The sequence below is a fragment of the Gleimia hominis genome (genome assembly GCF_032085515.1).
Taxonomy (GTDB): Bacteria; Actinomycetota; Actinomycetes; order Actinomycetales; family Actinomycetaceae; genus Gleimia; species Gleimia hominis.
The window spans coordinates 64,237-81,257 of record NZ_JASXSX010000001.1 but is presented as its reverse complement, the minus strand read 5'-3'; the positions used below and the strand labels follow the sequence as shown (position 1 = coordinate 81,257).

Sequence of the window (17,021 nt, the reverse complement as noted above, 5' to 3'; positions counted from 1 at the left end):
CTGCGCCTCAAGCTTTAAGTCAACTACAGCACGGGTAGTCCACGTTCGTCATAAACACTGCCGCTGGCGTGCCCGGTGCCGTTTCGGATGGCTGGGTTTAGAGCCATGATCGTGGCGTCCACGCCGTCGATTTTCTCGGTGGATTTTTGTTTGTTGGGTTTTATGTTGCCTGCCGGGTCACGGCGAACGTGGGTGTTGTCGACCATACAGGCTAGGACTGGGTGCCCGCCATGGTAACCGACCTTTAAGCGCGAGCTTCATCAGTTCCTTCGAGAGTGGGCTCATGTCTTTGAACAGCCAGAAATACGCGTCTGCCGAGTGGGCGCAACGGCGACAAACATCAGATCACAACGTCTCCAGAACACCAGCGCCTCAGCATCGCAAAAGGCCGCAGGCTAGTTTGCTCCAGCGTGGCGAGATACGACTACTGCGGGCGCTAGCGCTCCAAGAAGTCCAATCACAACAGCTAAGAACCCAAAAACGTTAATCGTTGTAGGCTCGTTAAAGATGTAGAACGACCCAACCCCGGCGAGACTAAGTGTCATAAAAACCGAGTACAGTACACTCCTGGCGCGCACACCCGAGACTTTGAATGCACACAAGATGCCAACAACAGTGAGCAAAAGATAGAACGCTAGCGGCGAAAACACCAGGTAGTCGGGTGCTTCCAAAGGAGCATCAACATTCAACGCGAACCACGACAGCAGGACACCACCAAGGACCCCTGTCGTGGTTGTAGCGAGCGGAATGTACCTCATTATGCCCCCTCTATGCGCATGAACTGAACGTATGGGCAACGCGGACGGCACCCCTAAAATCGGCGTTCTTGCCGAAAGGATTAGGGAATTCATCAGGCGACTTAGTGCAGTAATCGTGAAGAGAGCCCAGGGCAGGGTTGTAAACATAGTTTTGCGGAACCCCGATAAGGGACGCTCGATGCCCGAAGTCGTTTTCACTCTCATCTTCTGCAGTAGCACCCACATACTCGACTCGGAAATAATGAATTCCGCTTTCCTCGCTAGAAAAAGTAACCACATTATTGGAGACGCTCATGGTTGCAGCCCATGTTGCACCATCCATGTCGACTGCGGATACGGAATCGATGAGACCAACAAGCTCATGCCCGGCGTTTGAGATGAAAAGTGATTCGCCGTCATTTGTAGTCGCGTATGAATATCCGAGGTTTGAGGGAAGAGAATACTCTGCTACCCCGTTAATTGCTGCAATCTTCTTGGGAACAGACAGCGGTTTATCGTTCGATGCGGTAACAACACGATTCTCCTCAAACTTCACATTGAGGATCTCAGTGTACTCTCCGGGCGATTGCGACTGCGAAGAGCCTGAAGATGCTATACACGACGAGGTGGTGGAAGAGTCATTTTGTGGGGAAGCTTGAGCTGCTGACAACCCCTGTAGACTTAATACGAGGCTACTAGCCACAACTACCGCGATGCCAAGACTCTTGGTAAGTCGAGCTCTCATCGTGGTACTCCTCACGGTGGGGGTCAAATATTTGACTGTCCTTAACGCTAGCACACGCTGGTGAGGTAGCGCACTATTCGAACATGAAGGGATCGACGAGCTAGTAGGTGTAGAGCCTTGGGGCTTCTCCTATTTTTCAACCTACCCTCGCATTGCTACGCCGATCCGCCAGTAGCCCATGAATGCCACATCTGAACGTTTCACACCGCATTCCTTAACTAGGTAGCGTCGTGCCTGCTTCACCACTCCAGATTCGCCTGCGATCCAGTAGAACGTGCGCGCAGTCGACCGCGTAGTTTTTACGCCTGGTTCTTCCTCTGCCTGAGGGGTTATGTCCGAGGTTTCAGCACCCGCTTGAGCATCAGGATCCGCGCTGGTTACTTGCTCATCTGAACTGGCTCTGTCCAACTGCGCTCCCGAAGCGGAGTACAGGGGAGTTTCCCAAACCAGCGGCGCCTCCGCAGTTTCCTCAATCTCATCAAGCGCAACCACAGTTCCGCTCTCAGAAGGTGCAACGATTTCCTCCAACGCTGGTAAGAGTGAGCTCCCATAGTCCCCGCCGTTGCGGGGGAGCCAGTGTACCTGCACCCCCTCAGGACTATTAATATGCAACTCGTCGTCAGCGGTAGGAACCTCAATTAAAGCTGCTCCCCGCGTGGCCTGTTGGGTGTCATCACCAGCCGCAAGATCCTCCAAAATGCGGGCAATTGCCGGGGCTGCAGTCTCGTCACCAACCAGCAAAATCTGTTCAGCATCTGCGGGGGCGAACTCGATTCCACCCGACTGGGCGCCCGCCGTGGGGAACACGCAAATGACCTCATCACCCACCTGAGCATCTTGAGCCCACCTGGATGCCGGCCCGCTTTCCTCGCCAACTGCCTTACCATGCAGCACAAAATCAACCGTGAGAACCACGTGCCCCGCGTTCTTTTCGATCGCGCGAATTGAGTAGGTCCGCATCCAACCGCGCTCTGTTTCGTCAAGACCCAGCCACGCCTGATACCAATCCTGAGTTTTCATTTTCGGTAGCTTCCCTGAGGAAGGAGGGAAAATGAACTTGATCCGCTGGTCGAACGGGTGGTGTGGTTCCAGCTGATCTAACTGCGGGGAGCTGAAAGAAATGCGGCGGTAATTCGGCGAAAGGTCGTTAACAGTTCGCGTGGTGAGGGTCATTGGCTCAAAAGTCATGGTCACTTCCTCAAAATCGTTTCTCGTAAGGGGCGCTAGACCGCATCTGGACTGGCGACCAGTAAAATACATCTGGTCTGCAGGTCGATTATTTTTAAGTGAGTTTAGCAATACCTAACCTGGCTGTACAGAGGAAGATTTCAAAAATGGTGGAGTCGGGTAAGATTCAGGCATGGGACAATCTGAATTCAGCATTGACGACGACGGTCCGAAACGAAGACCGAAGCTTTGGACGCGAGCAATCGCGTTATCCGGCGCTTGTGTAGCCGCACTTCTTTGCGTAATGGCGTACGTGCAAAACTGGTTGGGGTAAGAAAATGGCACGTGGGCAACAGCGTGCGGTGAAGCTGGCTTGTGTGCAATAAGATCGGGAAAGCTTGCTCATGCGAAACTGGTTGCGTGATACCGAGCGGATATTTGGTTGAGTAATGCCTGGCCGGTATTCGGTTAGCAGCACAAGTAGTTCTGGCAATAGTACGAATAGTGAGAAGAACCTGTTGCAAATAGCGATCCGCGTGTAGCTTTCTTACACTACACACTAAAACGAACCTTTAGGACGTCGATGAAATCGCAAATTCGCAGCTGGCTCTCCCTATTTTTCATAGATGCGATGACGGGCATGGCGCACGGCCTGTTCGCCACCCTCATCCTGGGGACGATCCTAATCCAAGTGGGTGGCCTAATCCCCGGCTCCGTAGGGCACTTCTTCATAATGGTCGGTTCAATCGCCTCCCTTCTAACTGGCGCAGGAATCGGCTTGGGCGTTGCTAACCGACTTGGCGCCTCCACCTATGTGGTAGCGGGAACCGCGTTAGCAGGCATGATAGGTGCACATGCCTCAAAAATTCTTTCCGGAGGCGTGGTTGACGGTATGCAGATGCAACTGCAAGGTCCTGGCGAACCGCTGGGTGCGTTCATCGCGTCGTTCGTGGCCGTTGAGGTTGGCCGGCTCGTTGCCGGTAAAACACCAATCGATATCCTGGTTACTCCATTTATTACGCTATGTTCTGGCGCGTTAGTGGGGCTCGCGATCGGCCCTGGCATCTCGCAAGTAATGACCACACTGGGGGCGATGGTGAACTGGGGGACGGAACGCCAACCCCTTTTAATGGGCATTATCGTGTCCGTGCTGATGGGGATTATCTTGACTCTCCCGATTTCATCCGCCGCATTGGGGATCGTATTAGGGCTTTCTGGGATCGCTGCGGGCGCCGCCACCGTCGGGTGCTGCTGCCAAATGGTTGGTTTCGCCGTGTCCTCATACCGCGAAAACAAGATCTCAGGCTTAATCTCCCAAGGAATCGGCACGTCTATGCTGCAGGTGCCTAACATTATGCGGCACCCACTGATTTGGATTCCGCCCACGCTAGCTTCCGCGATTTTGGGGCCCGTGGCGACCATGGTGTTCCACATGGAATCGAACGCTGCCGGTTCTGGCATGGGCACGTCGGGCCTCGTGGGGCAAATAATGACGTGGAATGTTATGAGCCCTCAGTATTCAACGATGGGGCTACTGCTATTAATCCTGCTGATGCACTTTGTTGCCCCCGCCCTGCTGTCGCTTGGTATCAGTGAGTTCATGCGTAAACGCCGGTGGATTAAACCCGGTGACATGCGGCTCGCGGATTAACGTAACGCTGTCTCGAACTGTCGCTACCGCTAGCCGGTTGGTGGTTTGTCTCGGGTGGTGATCTGTTTTCTGCATTGATGCGCCGTTCTCAGACGCATAACTCGCTTTCTAAAACCTGCTAATCCAATTCTTGAAACGCGTGTAGCACAGATCACCTAAGCCTGGATTGAAGCTCTGTTTCAGGCTAGAGGGCATGCTGGCACGATGTTAGGTGGGGCTGAATCTAGTGTTCACAAAATCGGGACCTTAGTCCAGAGGGTAATGTTTAACCGTTCAATCTAGGAGGACGGTATGGACAAGAAAATATACAAGAACTTCGGAAAGATTTTCGGGGTAATCTTGCTGGTCATCGGGCTTGCCGCGCTGGGAGGCGGCTTGTTTGCGCGCTCGTTTATTGCTGGGCAAATGAAGGCGCAAGACATCCAGTTCCCTGACAAGCAAGCGATCCAGGCGCAGGTGGATTCGGGCGCTATTAACGCAGAAAGCGGAAAAGTGCTTTCGCAGTGGGCTGGTCAGAAAATGACTACGGGTAGCCAAGCGAAAGCGTATGCGGATAACTTTATTGCCCAACACATGCAGGGCGCGGCGAAACGCGCTGGCGTGCCCGGGGCTACGTTCGCTACGGTTACCGGCACTATTAAAGAAAAAGAAGCGGCGCTGCAGAAGGACATTGAGGCAGCTAACCCCGGCGCTGATGAGCAGCGCGTAAAGCAGCTGATGGAAGCGGAGTCAACCAATCCCCTCACGAAATACGATTCGGCACGCGACTTGAAATCACTAAACGATCTGAAGAACAACACGCTGTTCCAAGGTAACGTGCTGCGCGGAACTTTGCTGAACGTGTACGGCTGGTCGCTGCTGGGTCAGATTGCGCTCTACGCGGGGATTGCCTTGACGATCGTGGGTGTAGTACTCGCGGTGTGGGGTTTTATGCGCCCCAAAAATTTGGCGGCAAAAGCATAGCTGTCACGAAGGCAAACGCGTAGCTGTAATAATTAAACCTTGAATGTGTCCGCGCGCCTGTAGTTCAAAGTAGCTACGGCGCGCGAAATCATTTAAACAAACTCCAGATGCTAAACGTGGTACGGCGGTAAACAGCATTGCGCAACGAGCGCTTCGGGTTCTTAATAAAACCCATGCCTTTACGGCCGTATCCTGGGATTACGGCACGTTTCAGTGATCGCTTAAGCCGCCCCGAGGTGCGTGCTTTGAAAGAGCGTTTAAAAGATGGTTTACGCATTCCGAACTTCATGGTTCTAGAGTACTACTCCACAACTTCAAACCCATGGGAGAGTTGTTCAAGCAAGAACGGGATTGAGTAGCGTATCCTCGTTTCCCCTTTCTAGCGCACAGTTTGTCGTATACTACGATTTCATGGATCAGTACCGGCTTTCTGAGCGTGACGAATTGTCGCTTGATGCTGCTAAGTTTTACTACTCTGGTTTATCGCAGGCCGAGGTTGCCAAGCGCCTCCACTTAGGACGCACAACCGTGTCGAAGCTTCTAACGCATGCGCGCAAGCGCGGTTTTATTCAAACCGTTGTTAAGGACCCTCGGGAAGACGATAAGGTACTTATCGAAGCTCTTCAACACCGGTATGGTCTGCACGAAGTTGCACTCGTTTCGCCAGCAGATACAACAACTAACGGAATCCGGCAAGCACTTGGCGTAGCTGGTGCACAGACACTGTCTTCGCTGGTGCGTGATGGTGACACTATCGGCATGGTTTATTCGCGTACCGTGGCAGCGCTTGCCAGTAACTTGGAGTCGCAAACCCGCAGCAACGTGAGCGTCGTTGAGTTAAGCCGCGGACTGACCTCTCCTCAAGATACCGTCAACTATTATCCGAGCACTTTAGCGCATCTGGCCAGCGCTTTCGGAGGGCACTACTTCCAGCTAGGTTCGCCGCTATTTGTCGCAAGCGTGCAAGAGAAGAACCAGCTTTTAAGCCAGAGTTACTTGCGTGAGGTCCTTGCTATGGGCGATTCGTGTCGGATCGCGGTGTATACGGTGGGGGACCTGGTGAGCAATAGGGAGTTGATTCTAAAGACACCGATACTGCCCAGGGAAAGGGAAGTGATAAATCAACGGGCTGTGGGGGATATTTGTTCTAGGTTTATAGATAGCCGCGGTCGCATCTGCGTTCCTGACTTGAATAATCGGACCGTGGGGATCTCTCTACCATCTTTGCGGCGCAAAGAGCAGAAGGTTCTCATTGCGGGTGGTACCCGAAAGGTGGAGGCGGTGTTTGCAGCACTTGAAAATGGCTACGTAAACCGTCTGGTGACGGACTACAGCACTGCTGCGGCCATAGTGAAAAAGTTTAAACCTGTACCTCGTGGTTAAGAAAGTGCGAACACGTCTTCAGAGGAATAAAGAAAGCACGAACACGCTTTTGGAAAAACAAAGTGGGCACGTTTGTTCCTATTGGGCACAATCGTTCTGGTAACACGTAGGTAGCCATCAGAGTCCTTGCGCATCAATACCATGAATGCGGAAGGAGAAAACAATGGCGATATTTCCCATAGACCATACTTTGCTTAAGCCGGATTCTACTCGGCAACAAATTCAGGCTATTTGCAAAGAAGCAGTTGAGTATTCGTTTGGTGCCGTGTGCGTGAACCCAAGCTGGGTTAAAGAATGCGTTAAGAATTTGCACGGTACCGCGGTAAAAGTGTGCACAGTAATTGGCTTCCCACTTGGCGCAACTACTTCACAGGTGAAGGCGTTTGAAGCAAACCAAGCACTAGAAGCAGGTGCAAAAGAACTAGACATGGTGATGAACATCGGGCTTGCAAAGGACGGTGACTGGAGGGCAGTACAAAATGATATTGAGGCTGTAGTTCAGGTAGCCCGCAAGTTCGATTCCATAACCGTAAAAGTAATACTAGAAACCTGTTTGCTGACAGATGAGGAAATCAAGTTAGCGTGCAAAGCCACTGTTGCGGCAGGTGCGGACTTCGTGAAAACCTCAACCGGGTTCTCAAGCGGGGGAGCCACCACCGCTGACGTGGAATTGATGCGAGCCACGGTGGGTCCAGACTTTGGAGTCAAAGCCTCAGGCGGAATCCACTCAAACGAAGAAATGGAAGCCATGCTAACAGCTGGCGCAAATCGGATCGGAGCATCCGCAGGTAAGAAACTACTGAAGCGGGGTGCTAACTGACCATGGCAACAAAAGAAGCTCCCCTGAAGAACACCTCGTTTGGGTTAATTAAAGACAGCTCAAAGCAGATGCCAGACGGGTACCTTAGTAAAACCCCTATGATCCAGTACCTGTTGGTTTCCATTTGCTTCCCGATGTGGGGAATTGCAGCAAGTCTGAACGACATTTTGATCACGCAGTTCAAATCGATATTCGAACTAACAGATTTCGCTTCGGCATTTGTGCAATCCGCGTTCTATGGTGGTTACTTTGTTCTTGCAATCCCTGCCTCGCGCGTGATCCGTAAGTGGAGCTATAAGACCGGCATTCTTATTGGGCTGAGCTGCTACATCATTGGTTGCACGATGTTCTTCCCGGCTTCCAAAATGGCTACCTATTCTGTGTTCCTAGCTGCACTGTTTGCTATCGCCACAGGATTGTCATTCTTAGAGACGTCGTGCAATACGTATTCTTCAATGATTGGGCCTCGAAAGTTCGCAACGTTACGGCTGAACATTTCTCAAACGTTCTATCCGCTGGGGTCTATATTTGGAATCTTACTTGGCAAGTACCTCATCTTCACTGAAGGCGATGCACTCCACGTGCAACTAGAGAATTTGACGGGTATTGAAAAACAGCAGTTTGCCGAACAAATGTTGCAACGCACGCTTGGGCCTTACCGGTTCATAATAATTGTGCTAGCTATTCTCTTGATTATTCTAGCGATTACCCAAATGCCGCACTGTAAGCCTCTTATGGGAAAGAAAGAAGTAGGTGCGTCGATTGGTGAGACCTTGAAGTATTTAACCCGCAACAAGGACTTCTTGTTCGGCATCTTCACCCAGTTCCTATACGTCGGTATGCAAACTGCGGTTTGGTCGTTCACAATTCGGCTTGCGCTGAACTTAGACACAAGCCTCAATGAGCGGAGTGCCTCGAACTTCATGATCGGCGCATTCATCGCGTTCTTCTTTGGGAAAGTGGTCGCGAATATCCTCATGACGAAGTTCAATGAGAACCTAGTGCTTATTGGATACTCGATTTTTGGCATGCTGGCGCTGCTGTGGGTGGTGTTTGCTCCGAATATGAGCGCCGTTTACGCAGCGATTCTCACGTCCGGTCTGTTTGGCCCATGCTGGGCAACCATCTATGCGAGAACCCTAGATTCGATCAAGGACAAGCGTCACACCGAAACCGGTGGAGCCGTTATCGTGATGTCTATTATCGGGGGTGCTGTGGTGCCGCTGGTGCAGGGGTATGTTTCGGATGCAACGGGTTCGATGCAGACCTCGTTCGCAGTGTCCCTGGTTTGTTTCGCAGTGATTTTCGTGTACTTTATTAAACATTTCAAAGAAGAAAAGAACAGGTTTTAGGAGAGCAGTAAGCATGTTACAAATCCCAATTTATAAAGAAGCGTTTTCGAACGAACCTCAGGTTTTCTTGAAGAATGACGGATTTAAAGTAGAGGGAAAACGTTACCGCACCGGCATTGAATCGCTCACGTTAGGTAACGAACGCGGGTACGTGGAAGTCCTCCCGTTTATGGGGCAAATAATCTGGGACGCAAACTTTGATGGTCACAGCTTGCGTATGAAAAATATGTTTGAGGAGCCGCACCCGGCTAAAGAAATAACAGACACGTACGGTTGTTTCGCGTTCCATTCCGGTATCTTGAGTGCGGGATGCCCTTCCCCTGAGGACACGCATCAGATGCACGGCGAGTTTCCGTGCGCACCTATGGACCGGTGTTGGCTTGAAGTTTCTGAAAATGGTGATGCTATTAGCGCGGTGTCTTCGTATGAGTATGTCAAAGGGTTTGGAGATCACTACCGAGCACGGCCGTCAGTTACCTTGCATGCTGATTCGGGTCTGTTTGATATTGGTTTGTCTGTAACCAACTTGTCTGAATACATGCCGCTTTCAATGCAGTACATGTGTCACATGAACTACGCGTTTGTGGAAAATGGGAAGTTGGATCAGTCGATTGGTAAGGGCGCATTCCAGTTGCGGCGTTCTATTCCTGCCCACGTGAAGCCGACAAAGGAATGGACTCAGCTGAATGAGGATATTATCTCGGGCAAAGTGGATGCGGATGACCTTTCTGCCGCTGAAGGTTTTGATCCAGAGATCGTGTACTTTGCTGATGACTTGCCGCAATATGGTGAGGATATGAAGTTCACGATGACTAGCCCGGATGGCACAGTGTTCACTACGCAGTTTAAGAGCTCCGACTTCCAGGTTGCGACTAGGTGGATTTTGTACAATCCGGATCAGCAGGTGGCGGCTTTCGTGCTTCCGGGTACGTCGAGGCCAGAAGGCTTCTTGGCCGCTGAAAAAGCTGGGACGATAGTTAAAGTGGATCCGGGTGCTACCCGCACCTTTGCGGTGACGACTGGAGTGGAGGGCTAGTTATGGATATTGCGGTTATTGGTTCTAATATGGTGGATTTGATTTCGTATATCCGCCGTATGCCAAGTGAGGGGGAGACGATTGAGGCCCCTGATTTTAAAATGGGTTGCGGTGGTAAGGGTGCGAATCAGGCGGTTGCGGCTTCGCGCCTGGGCTCGCGCGTGTTGATGCTCACCCGGGTGGGGAATGACCTGTTTGCCGATAACACGATCCGTAATTTTGAGGAAAATGGGATTGACACCACTCACGTGTTGCGCACGGACGCCACGTCGGGGGTGGCGCCGATTTTTGTGGATCCGGATTCGAAAAACTCCATCATTATCGTCAAGGGCGCTAACGATAAGCTCACTCCCGTGGATATTCATGATGCGTCTGAGGAAGTGAAGGCCTGTAAGCTCATTGTGCTGCAGCTTGAGATACCGCTGGAAACGGTTTACGCCGCTATCCAGTTCGGTAAAGAACACGGGATTCCAGTGCTACTGAATCCAGCGCCTGCCCAACCGGACCTCGTGTTAGAGAAGGTTAAGGACGTAGATTACTTTATGCCCAACGAGTCTGAACTTTCCCTCCTTACAGGTATGCCGGTGGAAACAATCGACGATATCCGGAATGCGGCGAGTGCTCTGCTGGAAGCCGGAGTGAAGAATGTGATTGTGACGCTGGGGGACCGCGGGTGCTTGTGGATGAACAAACACACGGACACGCTCATTGAAAGCACGAAGGTGGATGCGGTGGACACAACTGGTGCGGGGGACGCGTTCATCGGGTGTTTCAGCCACTACCTCATGCAAACTGATGATGTGGAGGCCGCGTTGAAAGCTGCGAACCGGTACGCAGCGGATTCGGTAACGAAGTATGGGACGCAAACTTCGTATGCTACAGCGAAGGAATTCGCGGGTATCTACCAGGGATAACAGGTGTGCGCCAGGCATGACGCTTACTCGCCCGGCCTAGTGCTCCGCGCCCCACTTGCCTGGCGTAGTGCCCCTCGCCCTACTTGCCTGGCGTAGTACTTCGCGTCCCACTTGCCCGGCGTAGTACCCCTCGCCCTACTTGCCCGGCGCGCATCCACCATGTTCTGCGGGGCATGGTGCGCGTCAGGTGAGTGGGGCGTTGCCCGTACGATAGCTGGCGGCTGAGCGGGGCGTTGCCCGTACGATAGCTGGCGGCTGAGTGGGGCGTTGCCCGTACGATAGCTGGTAGCTGAGTGTGCTGAGCGGGGGCTTTCATTCCCTGTAGCTCATGGCTGCTACCCGTTATAGCCTGGGAGTATGACTGTTAACGACACACTGGCGATAGATACACACGCTCACGTTTACCCTGCCCGATACCTAGACATGCTGGAACAAGCTGGGGTGGATCCGGATACCACTGCGATTGCGCGGGGCATGAACGCGGATTCTTCCGATGAGGACATGCGCACTCGCCTGCAGTGGATGGACAAAGCTGGGGTGGAGCAGCAGGTGCTGGCCGTGACGCCGCAGGTACCGGCGGACGCGCAGACCGCGCAGTGGATTAACGACGAGTACGCGAGGCTGATCGATACCTACCCGGGGCGGTTCCATGCGTACGGTGCGTTACCACTGCCAGATGTTGAGGCTGCGCTCGCGGAACTGCCGCATGTGTTCGAACGTGGCTTCCTGGGGGTCTCACTGCCCACCGTTTTCCGTGATGGCACCACGTTGGATGACGAATCGTTCGCTCCGATTTGGACGCAGCTGAACGACCGGCACGCGGTAGTGAATATTCACCCGACGGGATATGGGGTGTGCTCACCGTTGATTGCAGATAAGGGGCTCGCGTGGGTTAATGGTGCGCCCGTGGAGGACGCCACCGCTACCCTCCACCTACTGAAAGCGGGGATTCCCGGTAAATACCCCAATATTCGCTTCCACATCGCGCACCTGGGAGGCGACTTAGCGTTCATGTTCCAACGCATTGAGGATAACTACACGGATTGGGATGCGTTCCCCGCGTCCCCTCAAGAAACACTACGAACCTTCTACTTTGACGCCGCGAACTTCTACGAACCCGCGCTGCGCCTAGCGGTTGAAAGCTATGGGGACACGCAAATTCTAGGGGGATCCGACCACCCCTATTTCCAAGAAGACAAGTACGTGCGCGCATTTAATTACGTGCGGCAAGCCAAATTGCCTGAGGAACAACGGAACTCCATACTGCGCACAAACGCGCAACGGTTATACCAACTGGACTAACTCTGTACCCGCTGCACCAAGTTCGTACTAGCTGGGCTAACTCTGTACCAGCTAGCAAAGAGAGGGATTCACGACAAAAACCTCCAAGGAAGCATAACAAGCGCCCTTGGAGGCAGTGGCGCTACTTGTGGACCAGACAGGTGCGCGAGGCTACATCCGCACACAAGTCGGGCACGAACCTCAGGCTTGGAATTGTTTTTTGAATCCTTCTGCTGAGGGGAACACATCGCCCGCCAGCGCAGTGTTTTCTAAGTACTCAAAGAGCGTGTCGAGCCCTAGACGCAGTGCCCCCAAGCAGATTGCCCGCGGGCCTAACGCGGATGCGGACACTTGCGGCATTACCGGGCACCAATGCTGCAGATTGTTTACAAATCGCTCCAAGAATAGGTCGGAAAATGCGGAGTATTTACCACCCACCACCAGGTGTGATGGAGCGAGCGTAAGAACCATGGCGGCCGCGCCTAGTGACAGTGCGTCCGCGAAGTCTTCGATTACCGACACTGCTTTCGCGTCGCCGGTGCGGGCGGCATTGAAGATTTCGGTGCGGCTGGTGATCTCATCGGTTTCGTAAACGCGTTTCGCACACGTTTCGGCTTCAATATCCTTCCACCGAATCGGAGATAGCTCCCCGATCAGCCCGGCTGCGCCCTGTAGTCCGCGGTGAATCTGCCCGTTAATAATCGCTGCCCCTCCGGTGCGTTCACCCGAGAGGATGTACACGACATCGTCGTGGCCTTCCGCGGCGCCCCGCCAAGATTCCCCTAACGCGCCGAGCGCACAGTCGCCGGCCACCACGGTTTCGCAATGAAGTACCCCCGACACTTCTTGTGCAATATCAGTTCCCCGCCAATCCGGCATTCCCGAACCACCGTAATACGTGACCACCCCTTCGTTAACCACCCCGGGGGAAGCCACTGCGCACAACGTAATCTCCTCAATCGACAGGTCGGCCGCTTTAACCGCTTCGCAACCAGCCTCTGTGGCGTCCAATAGCCGCTGTTTAGCCGGAGTCTTAGCGTCCAGATCGACGGTGAGTTCACTTAGAACCTCACCAAATAAATCACAAACCATTGCCGTACAGTGGTGCGCGCCAATATCCAACCCGAGCACGTGAACGGTATCCGCATCCAAAGTCCATCGCGTAGCGGGTCGGCCAAAAGAATTGTCGGGCGCCAGCTGCTTCACCCACCCCAAGTTGTCCAGGTCCGCTACGATACGTTCCACTGCCGGACGCGACACATTAATCTGCGTCGACAGGGTACTTATAGTCTGCGCAGACGTGAGCTGACGGAACGTATTCAGCAGGTTCACACGCCGCTGAACTCGACGCGGCGCCCCCTGAGGGGCGCGTTGCGTTTTCGACTTTGCCTTCCCCTGAGGCGCGTGTTGAGTTTCCTGCTTCGAATCAGTTCGCGCTTGCGGTCGGGAGGTGGTGCGGGGAGCGCGTTGCGTTCGTGGGTTTCCGTGGTTACTTGACATACATATGAAACTAACGTAATAATGTGTGTCTAGCAACTCAAACTTGCTGAAACAGGGGTGCCAAACGACAACAGCGTCTTCGGTTTACCGCACAAATAGCAAGAAAACTGGGCGAAGAAGCTTAACCGCAATGATGGGAGCGCAGATGACAACCACTGCCGTGCAACCGACCCGCGCACAAAATCGTGGGGGACTACGCGGGCGCCTGCGCGCGAACAAGTCTGCGCATGGCAACAAACCGGGCCACAAGCACAGCAGTAAGGACGCGCGCGCAGCAATCTGGTTCCTTGCACCCGCAGTTCTCGGGTTCCTCATTTTCTATTTCGTCCCCATTGTGCGCGGGATTCAGATGTCGTTTACCGACTGGAATTTGCTTGAGGACGCACACTGGATCGGTTTCGACAACTACACGCGTTTGCTAAGCGACGCCACGTTCCTCAACGCGGTAAAAGTAACCGTCATCTACGTGGTGGTAAACATTACGACGCAAACCATCCTGGGATTATTAATTGCGGTGCTGATGCAGCGTGTTTCGCAATCCACGTGGGTGCGGTCCACCCTGTTGTTGCCGTGGTTGGTTCCCAACGTGACGATCGCGGCGATCACGCTGTTCATTCTGGATCCAACCGTGGGGCTGCTGAACCACGTGATTGGCTTTTTAGATATTGGACCTATTTCGTTCTACGGTAACCCCGATATAGCGATTTACACGGTGGCGCTGGTGAACTCGTGGCGGAACATGGGGTACACGGGCCTGCTGCTGTTTGCGGGTATGCAGACTATTCCGAAGATGATTTACGAATCCGCCGACACGGAAGGCGCGTCCACCTGGCAGTCTTTCCGCTTCATCACAGTGCCGCTGCTGCGCCCCATACTGGTGATGGTGATTGTGGTTTCGATGATTGGTTCGTTCCAGATTTTCGACACAGTTTCGGTAGCTACTAAAGGCGGGCCTGGAAACGCCACGCGCGTTATCTACCTATATATCTACGAAAAAGCATTCGAGCAGTTCGACATGGGGTACGCCTCCGCTATGGCCGTGGTGCTCATGGCAGCCCTCGTGATCCTAACGCTTTTCCAACTGCGCCTCGCTCGCTCAAACGAATCGGATATGGACTAGGTATGGCGGCAAAACGAAAAACAAACTCAGGCAAACTAGCTGGCTGGGGGCTACTGATCCTCCTGATGATCGTCACTGTTTTGCCACTTCTGTGGGCAGTGCGCACAGCGATGACGCCGAACCCAGAAGTGTTCTCTGGCAACTACTCACTGATCCCAGAAAACGCCACGTGGATTAACTTCAAACGCGTGCTCGGCATGACGACCCCGGAAGAGAGCGTTGCCGCCGGCGGAACCGCAGCTACCATTAACTTCTGGTTGTACATGCGTAACTCCCTGGTGTTCGTAATCATCCTGGTGGTCGCGCAAGTAACGACGTCAACCATGGCCGCGTACGCACTGTCTAGACTGCACTTTCGGGGCCGCGACACGATCTTCGTAATCCTGTTAACCGCCCTCATGATTCCCCCGATTTTCATTGCCCTGCCAAACTTCGTACTGATGGACCAGTTGGCGTGGATCAACACTTTCCAAGGCCTCCTCGCCCCATACGTTTTGATCTGCCCGTTTGGAATTTTTTTCCTGAGGCAGTTCATGCTCTCGCTACCACGCGAAGTGGAGGAAGCGGCGATGATCGATGGGGCATCGCGGTGGACAATTTTTCGCAAAATGATTGTCCCAATGTGCGCCGCGCCAATAACCACGCTGGCGATTATTCAAGCGGTGTTCGGGTGGAACGAATACATGTGGCCACAACTGATCGCTAAGGCAGAGAACGTGCGGCTGCTGAACGTGGCGCTGTCCGTATTCGCGCAGTCCTCCCCCTCAACAAGACCAGACTGGGCGGGTTTAATGGCAGCTGCGACACTGCAGATAATCCCCATGTTCTTACTGCTCCTGATTTTTGGGAAGCGTTTAGTGAACTCTCTAGGGCTAACAGCGGCGAAGTAGCGGCTGGTTAGAAAATTTGAAAGGGAAACAACCATGAAGAATAAGATAAGCAAACTAGCAGCCATGGCAGCGGCCACGTGCCTGCTTTTAGCAGGATGCTCTGGTGGTACCTCCGTGTCGGGTGAAAAAGCAAAGGATACTAAGGCGGGTGATAGTAAAGAAATCACATACCGCCTGTGGGACCCCGGTCAGCAAGCCACGTATCAGAAGTGTGCTGACGCATTTGAGAAAGACAGTGGCCTCAAGGTCAAAATTGAACAGCAGGGGTGGGATGATTACTGGAAGAACCTCACGACCGACCTGGTTTCTGGTACCGCCCCGGACGTGATTACGAACCACGTCCAGTACTACCCCGAACTGGTGGGGAAGAAACAGATTATTGACCTGAATCAGTTCATCAAAGACGATGAGATCGATTTTTCTAAGTACACCGGTGAACTAACTAAACTGTGGGAAAAGGATGGGGCGCGTTACGGTATTCCACAAGACTGGGATACGATAGCGTTCGTTTACAATACAAAACTCGTGGAAGATGCGGGTTATAAAGCTGAGGATCTGAACAAGCTCACTTGGAACCCCAAAGATGGGGGTACGTTCGGTAAACTCATCGCGCACCTAACGGTGGATAAGAACGGTAAACGCGGGGACGAACCCGGTTTCGATAAAGATAATGTTGAGGTCTACGGCTGGGGCTTAGAACAAGGTGGTGGCATTGTGGGCCAGGGCCAGTGGTCGTGGCTAGCACTATCTAACGGGTTTGAATACTTAGATAAGAACCCGTTTGGCACCGAGTACAAGATGAGTGACCCGAAGCTAATAGAGTCAATCAGTTGGTGGCAAGATCAGATTAAAGCCGGTTTTGTTACGCCCCTGGAGGTCGCTGGGCCACTTGGTTTGGAACCGATGATGGAGCAGGGGAAGGCCGCGCTGGTACCGGATGGGTCGTGGCGGATTAACTTGTGGACGTCTTCGGAGAAGAACGAGTTCGCGTTCGCTCCGCTGCCAACCGGGCCGGTGGGGCAGAAGACGATTATTAACGGGTTAGCTCCGTCGATTACGAAGCAGGCGAAGAACCCGGAGAATGCGTGGAAGTGGGTCAAGTTCCTTACTTCCGACAAGTGCCAGGCAATTGTTGCGAAAGACGCGATCGTGTTCCCGTCACTGAAGGAGTATTCGGAGAAAGCCGCGCAGGCACACAAGGATGCGGGCCACGACGTTTCTGCTTACATAGATATTGCGCAGGATCCGCAGAAACTGGCTTACTACCCGATTACTAATAATGGTAATGAGATTTCCAGTGAGGGACAGGTAACGTTTGATGAGATCGAAAACCTCTCGGTTACCCCACAGGACGCTCTACCTAAATTGAATGAGAAGGTAAACAGTATTCTGTCGAAGTAAAGACCCGGTGGGGTGCGCGGCATTACTCGTGAACACCTCCTATGCGCACCCCACCGTTAAC

At 53.1% G+C, this 17,021-nt stretch carries 14 protein-coding genes and 1 pseudogene; 11 read left to right on the top strand and 4 right to left on the bottom strand.

Translation table 11 applies throughout. The features are described 5' to 3' along the window. Positions 1-23 precede the first annotated feature (23 nt). The 3 genes and pseudogenes from QS713_RS00360 to QS713_RS00350 all read right to left on the bottom strand — a co-directional run. Positions 24-294 (bottom strand): annotated as a pseudogene (locus QS713_RS00360) (terminase TerL endonuclease subunit); the annotation flags it as partial. 474 nt (positions 295-768) lie between these two features. Next, positions 769-1,293, bottom strand: a complete 525-nt coding sequence (locus tag QS713_RS00355) for a hypothetical protein (protein ID WP_313271508.1) — start codon at positions 1,291-1,293, stop codon at positions 769-771. A 330-nt stretch (positions 1,294-1,623) separates the two neighbouring features. Then, positions 1,624-2,670 carry a siderophore-interacting protein gene (locus tag QS713_RS00350; protein WP_313271506.1) on the bottom strand — a complete coding sequence of 349 codons (1,047 nt, stop codon included), beginning with the start codon at positions 2,668-2,670 and terminating at the stop codon, positions 1,624-1,626. A gap of 562 nt (positions 2,671-3,232) precedes the next feature. Between QS713_RS00350 and QS713_RS00345 the strand changes: the two genes are divergently transcribed. The 8 genes from QS713_RS00345 to QS713_RS00310 all read left to right on the top strand — a co-directional run bounded on the left by QS713_RS00345 (position 3,233) and on the right by QS713_RS00310 (position 12,070). Further along, positions 3,233-4,300: a PTS sugar transporter subunit IIC gene (locus QS713_RS00345; protein ID WP_313271504.1), complete on the top strand. Its 1,068-nt coding sequence runs from the start codon at positions 3,233-3,235 to the stop codon at positions 4,298-4,300. A gap of 291 nt (positions 4,301-4,591) precedes the next feature. Next, positions 4,592-5,263, top strand: a complete 672-nt coding sequence (locus tag QS713_RS00340; protein WP_313271503.1) for a hypothetical protein — start codon at positions 4,592-4,594, stop codon at positions 5,261-5,263. A 411-nt stretch (positions 5,264-5,674) separates the two neighbouring features. Then, positions 5,675-6,646: a sugar-binding transcriptional regulator gene (locus QS713_RS00335; protein ID WP_313271501.1), complete on the top strand. Its 972-nt coding sequence runs from the start codon at positions 5,675-5,677 to the stop codon at positions 6,644-6,646. Positions 6,647-6,809: 163 nt separating this feature from the next. Beyond that, entirely contained in the window at positions 6,810-7,466 is a 657-nt protein-coding gene (gene deoC, locus QS713_RS00330; RefSeq protein ID WP_313271499.1) for a deoxyribose-phosphate aldolase, read from the top strand. 2 nt (positions 7,467-7,468) lie between these two features. Then, positions 7,469-8,818 (top strand): L-fucose:H+ symporter permease, encoded by a 1,350-nt coding sequence (fucP, locus tag QS713_RS00325; protein WP_313271496.1) that lies wholly within the window; start codon positions 7,469-7,471, stop codon positions 8,816-8,818. A 13-nt stretch (positions 8,819-8,831) separates the two neighbouring features. Then, on the top strand, positions 8,832-9,854 hold the full coding sequence (locus tag QS713_RS00320) for an aldose 1-epimerase family protein (protein ID WP_313271494.1): 1,023 nt from the start codon (positions 8,832-8,834) through the stop codon (positions 9,852-9,854). Positions 9,855-9,856: 2 nt separating this feature from the next. Further along, the gene (gene rbsK / locus QS713_RS00315; protein WP_313271493.1) at positions 9,857-10,768 is read left to right on the top strand and encodes a ribokinase; all 912 of its coding nucleotides are present in this window, start codon (positions 9,857-9,859) and stop codon (positions 10,766-10,768) included. A 357-nt stretch (positions 10,769-11,125) separates the two neighbouring features. After that, positions 11,126-12,070, top strand: coding sequence for an amidohydrolase family protein (locus QS713_RS00310; protein WP_313271491.1), 945 nt, complete (start codon positions 11,126-11,128; stop codon positions 12,068-12,070). 180 nt (positions 12,071-12,250) lie between these two features. On the opposite strand, the gene QS713_RS00305 is transcribed toward QS713_RS00310, so the two are convergent. Continuing rightward, positions 12,251-13,549: an ROK family protein gene (locus QS713_RS00305; protein ID WP_313271489.1), complete on the bottom strand. Its 1,299-nt coding sequence runs from the start codon at positions 13,547-13,549 to the stop codon at positions 12,251-12,253. 145 nt (positions 13,550-13,694) lie between these two features. Between QS713_RS00305 and QS713_RS00300 the strand changes: the two genes are divergently transcribed. From QS713_RS00300 to QS713_RS00290, 3 genes are read left to right on the top strand one after another with little or no spacing between them, the layout of a single operon-like run. Continuing rightward, positions 13,695-14,669 (top strand): carbohydrate ABC transporter permease, encoded by a 975-nt coding sequence (locus tag QS713_RS00300; RefSeq protein ID WP_313271488.1) that lies wholly within the window; start codon positions 13,695-13,697, stop codon positions 14,667-14,669. A gap of 2 nt (positions 14,670-14,671) precedes the next feature. Further along, positions 14,672-15,559: a carbohydrate ABC transporter permease gene (locus tag QS713_RS00295; RefSeq protein WP_313271486.1), complete on the top strand. Its 888-nt coding sequence runs from the start codon at positions 14,672-14,674 to the stop codon at positions 15,557-15,559. Positions 15,560-15,592: 33 nt separating this feature from the next. After that, positions 15,593-16,960: an ABC transporter substrate-binding protein gene (locus QS713_RS00290; RefSeq protein ID WP_313271485.1), complete on the top strand. Its 1,368-nt coding sequence runs from the start codon at positions 15,593-15,595 to the stop codon at positions 16,958-16,960. Positions 16,961-17,021 lie beyond the last annotated feature (61 nt).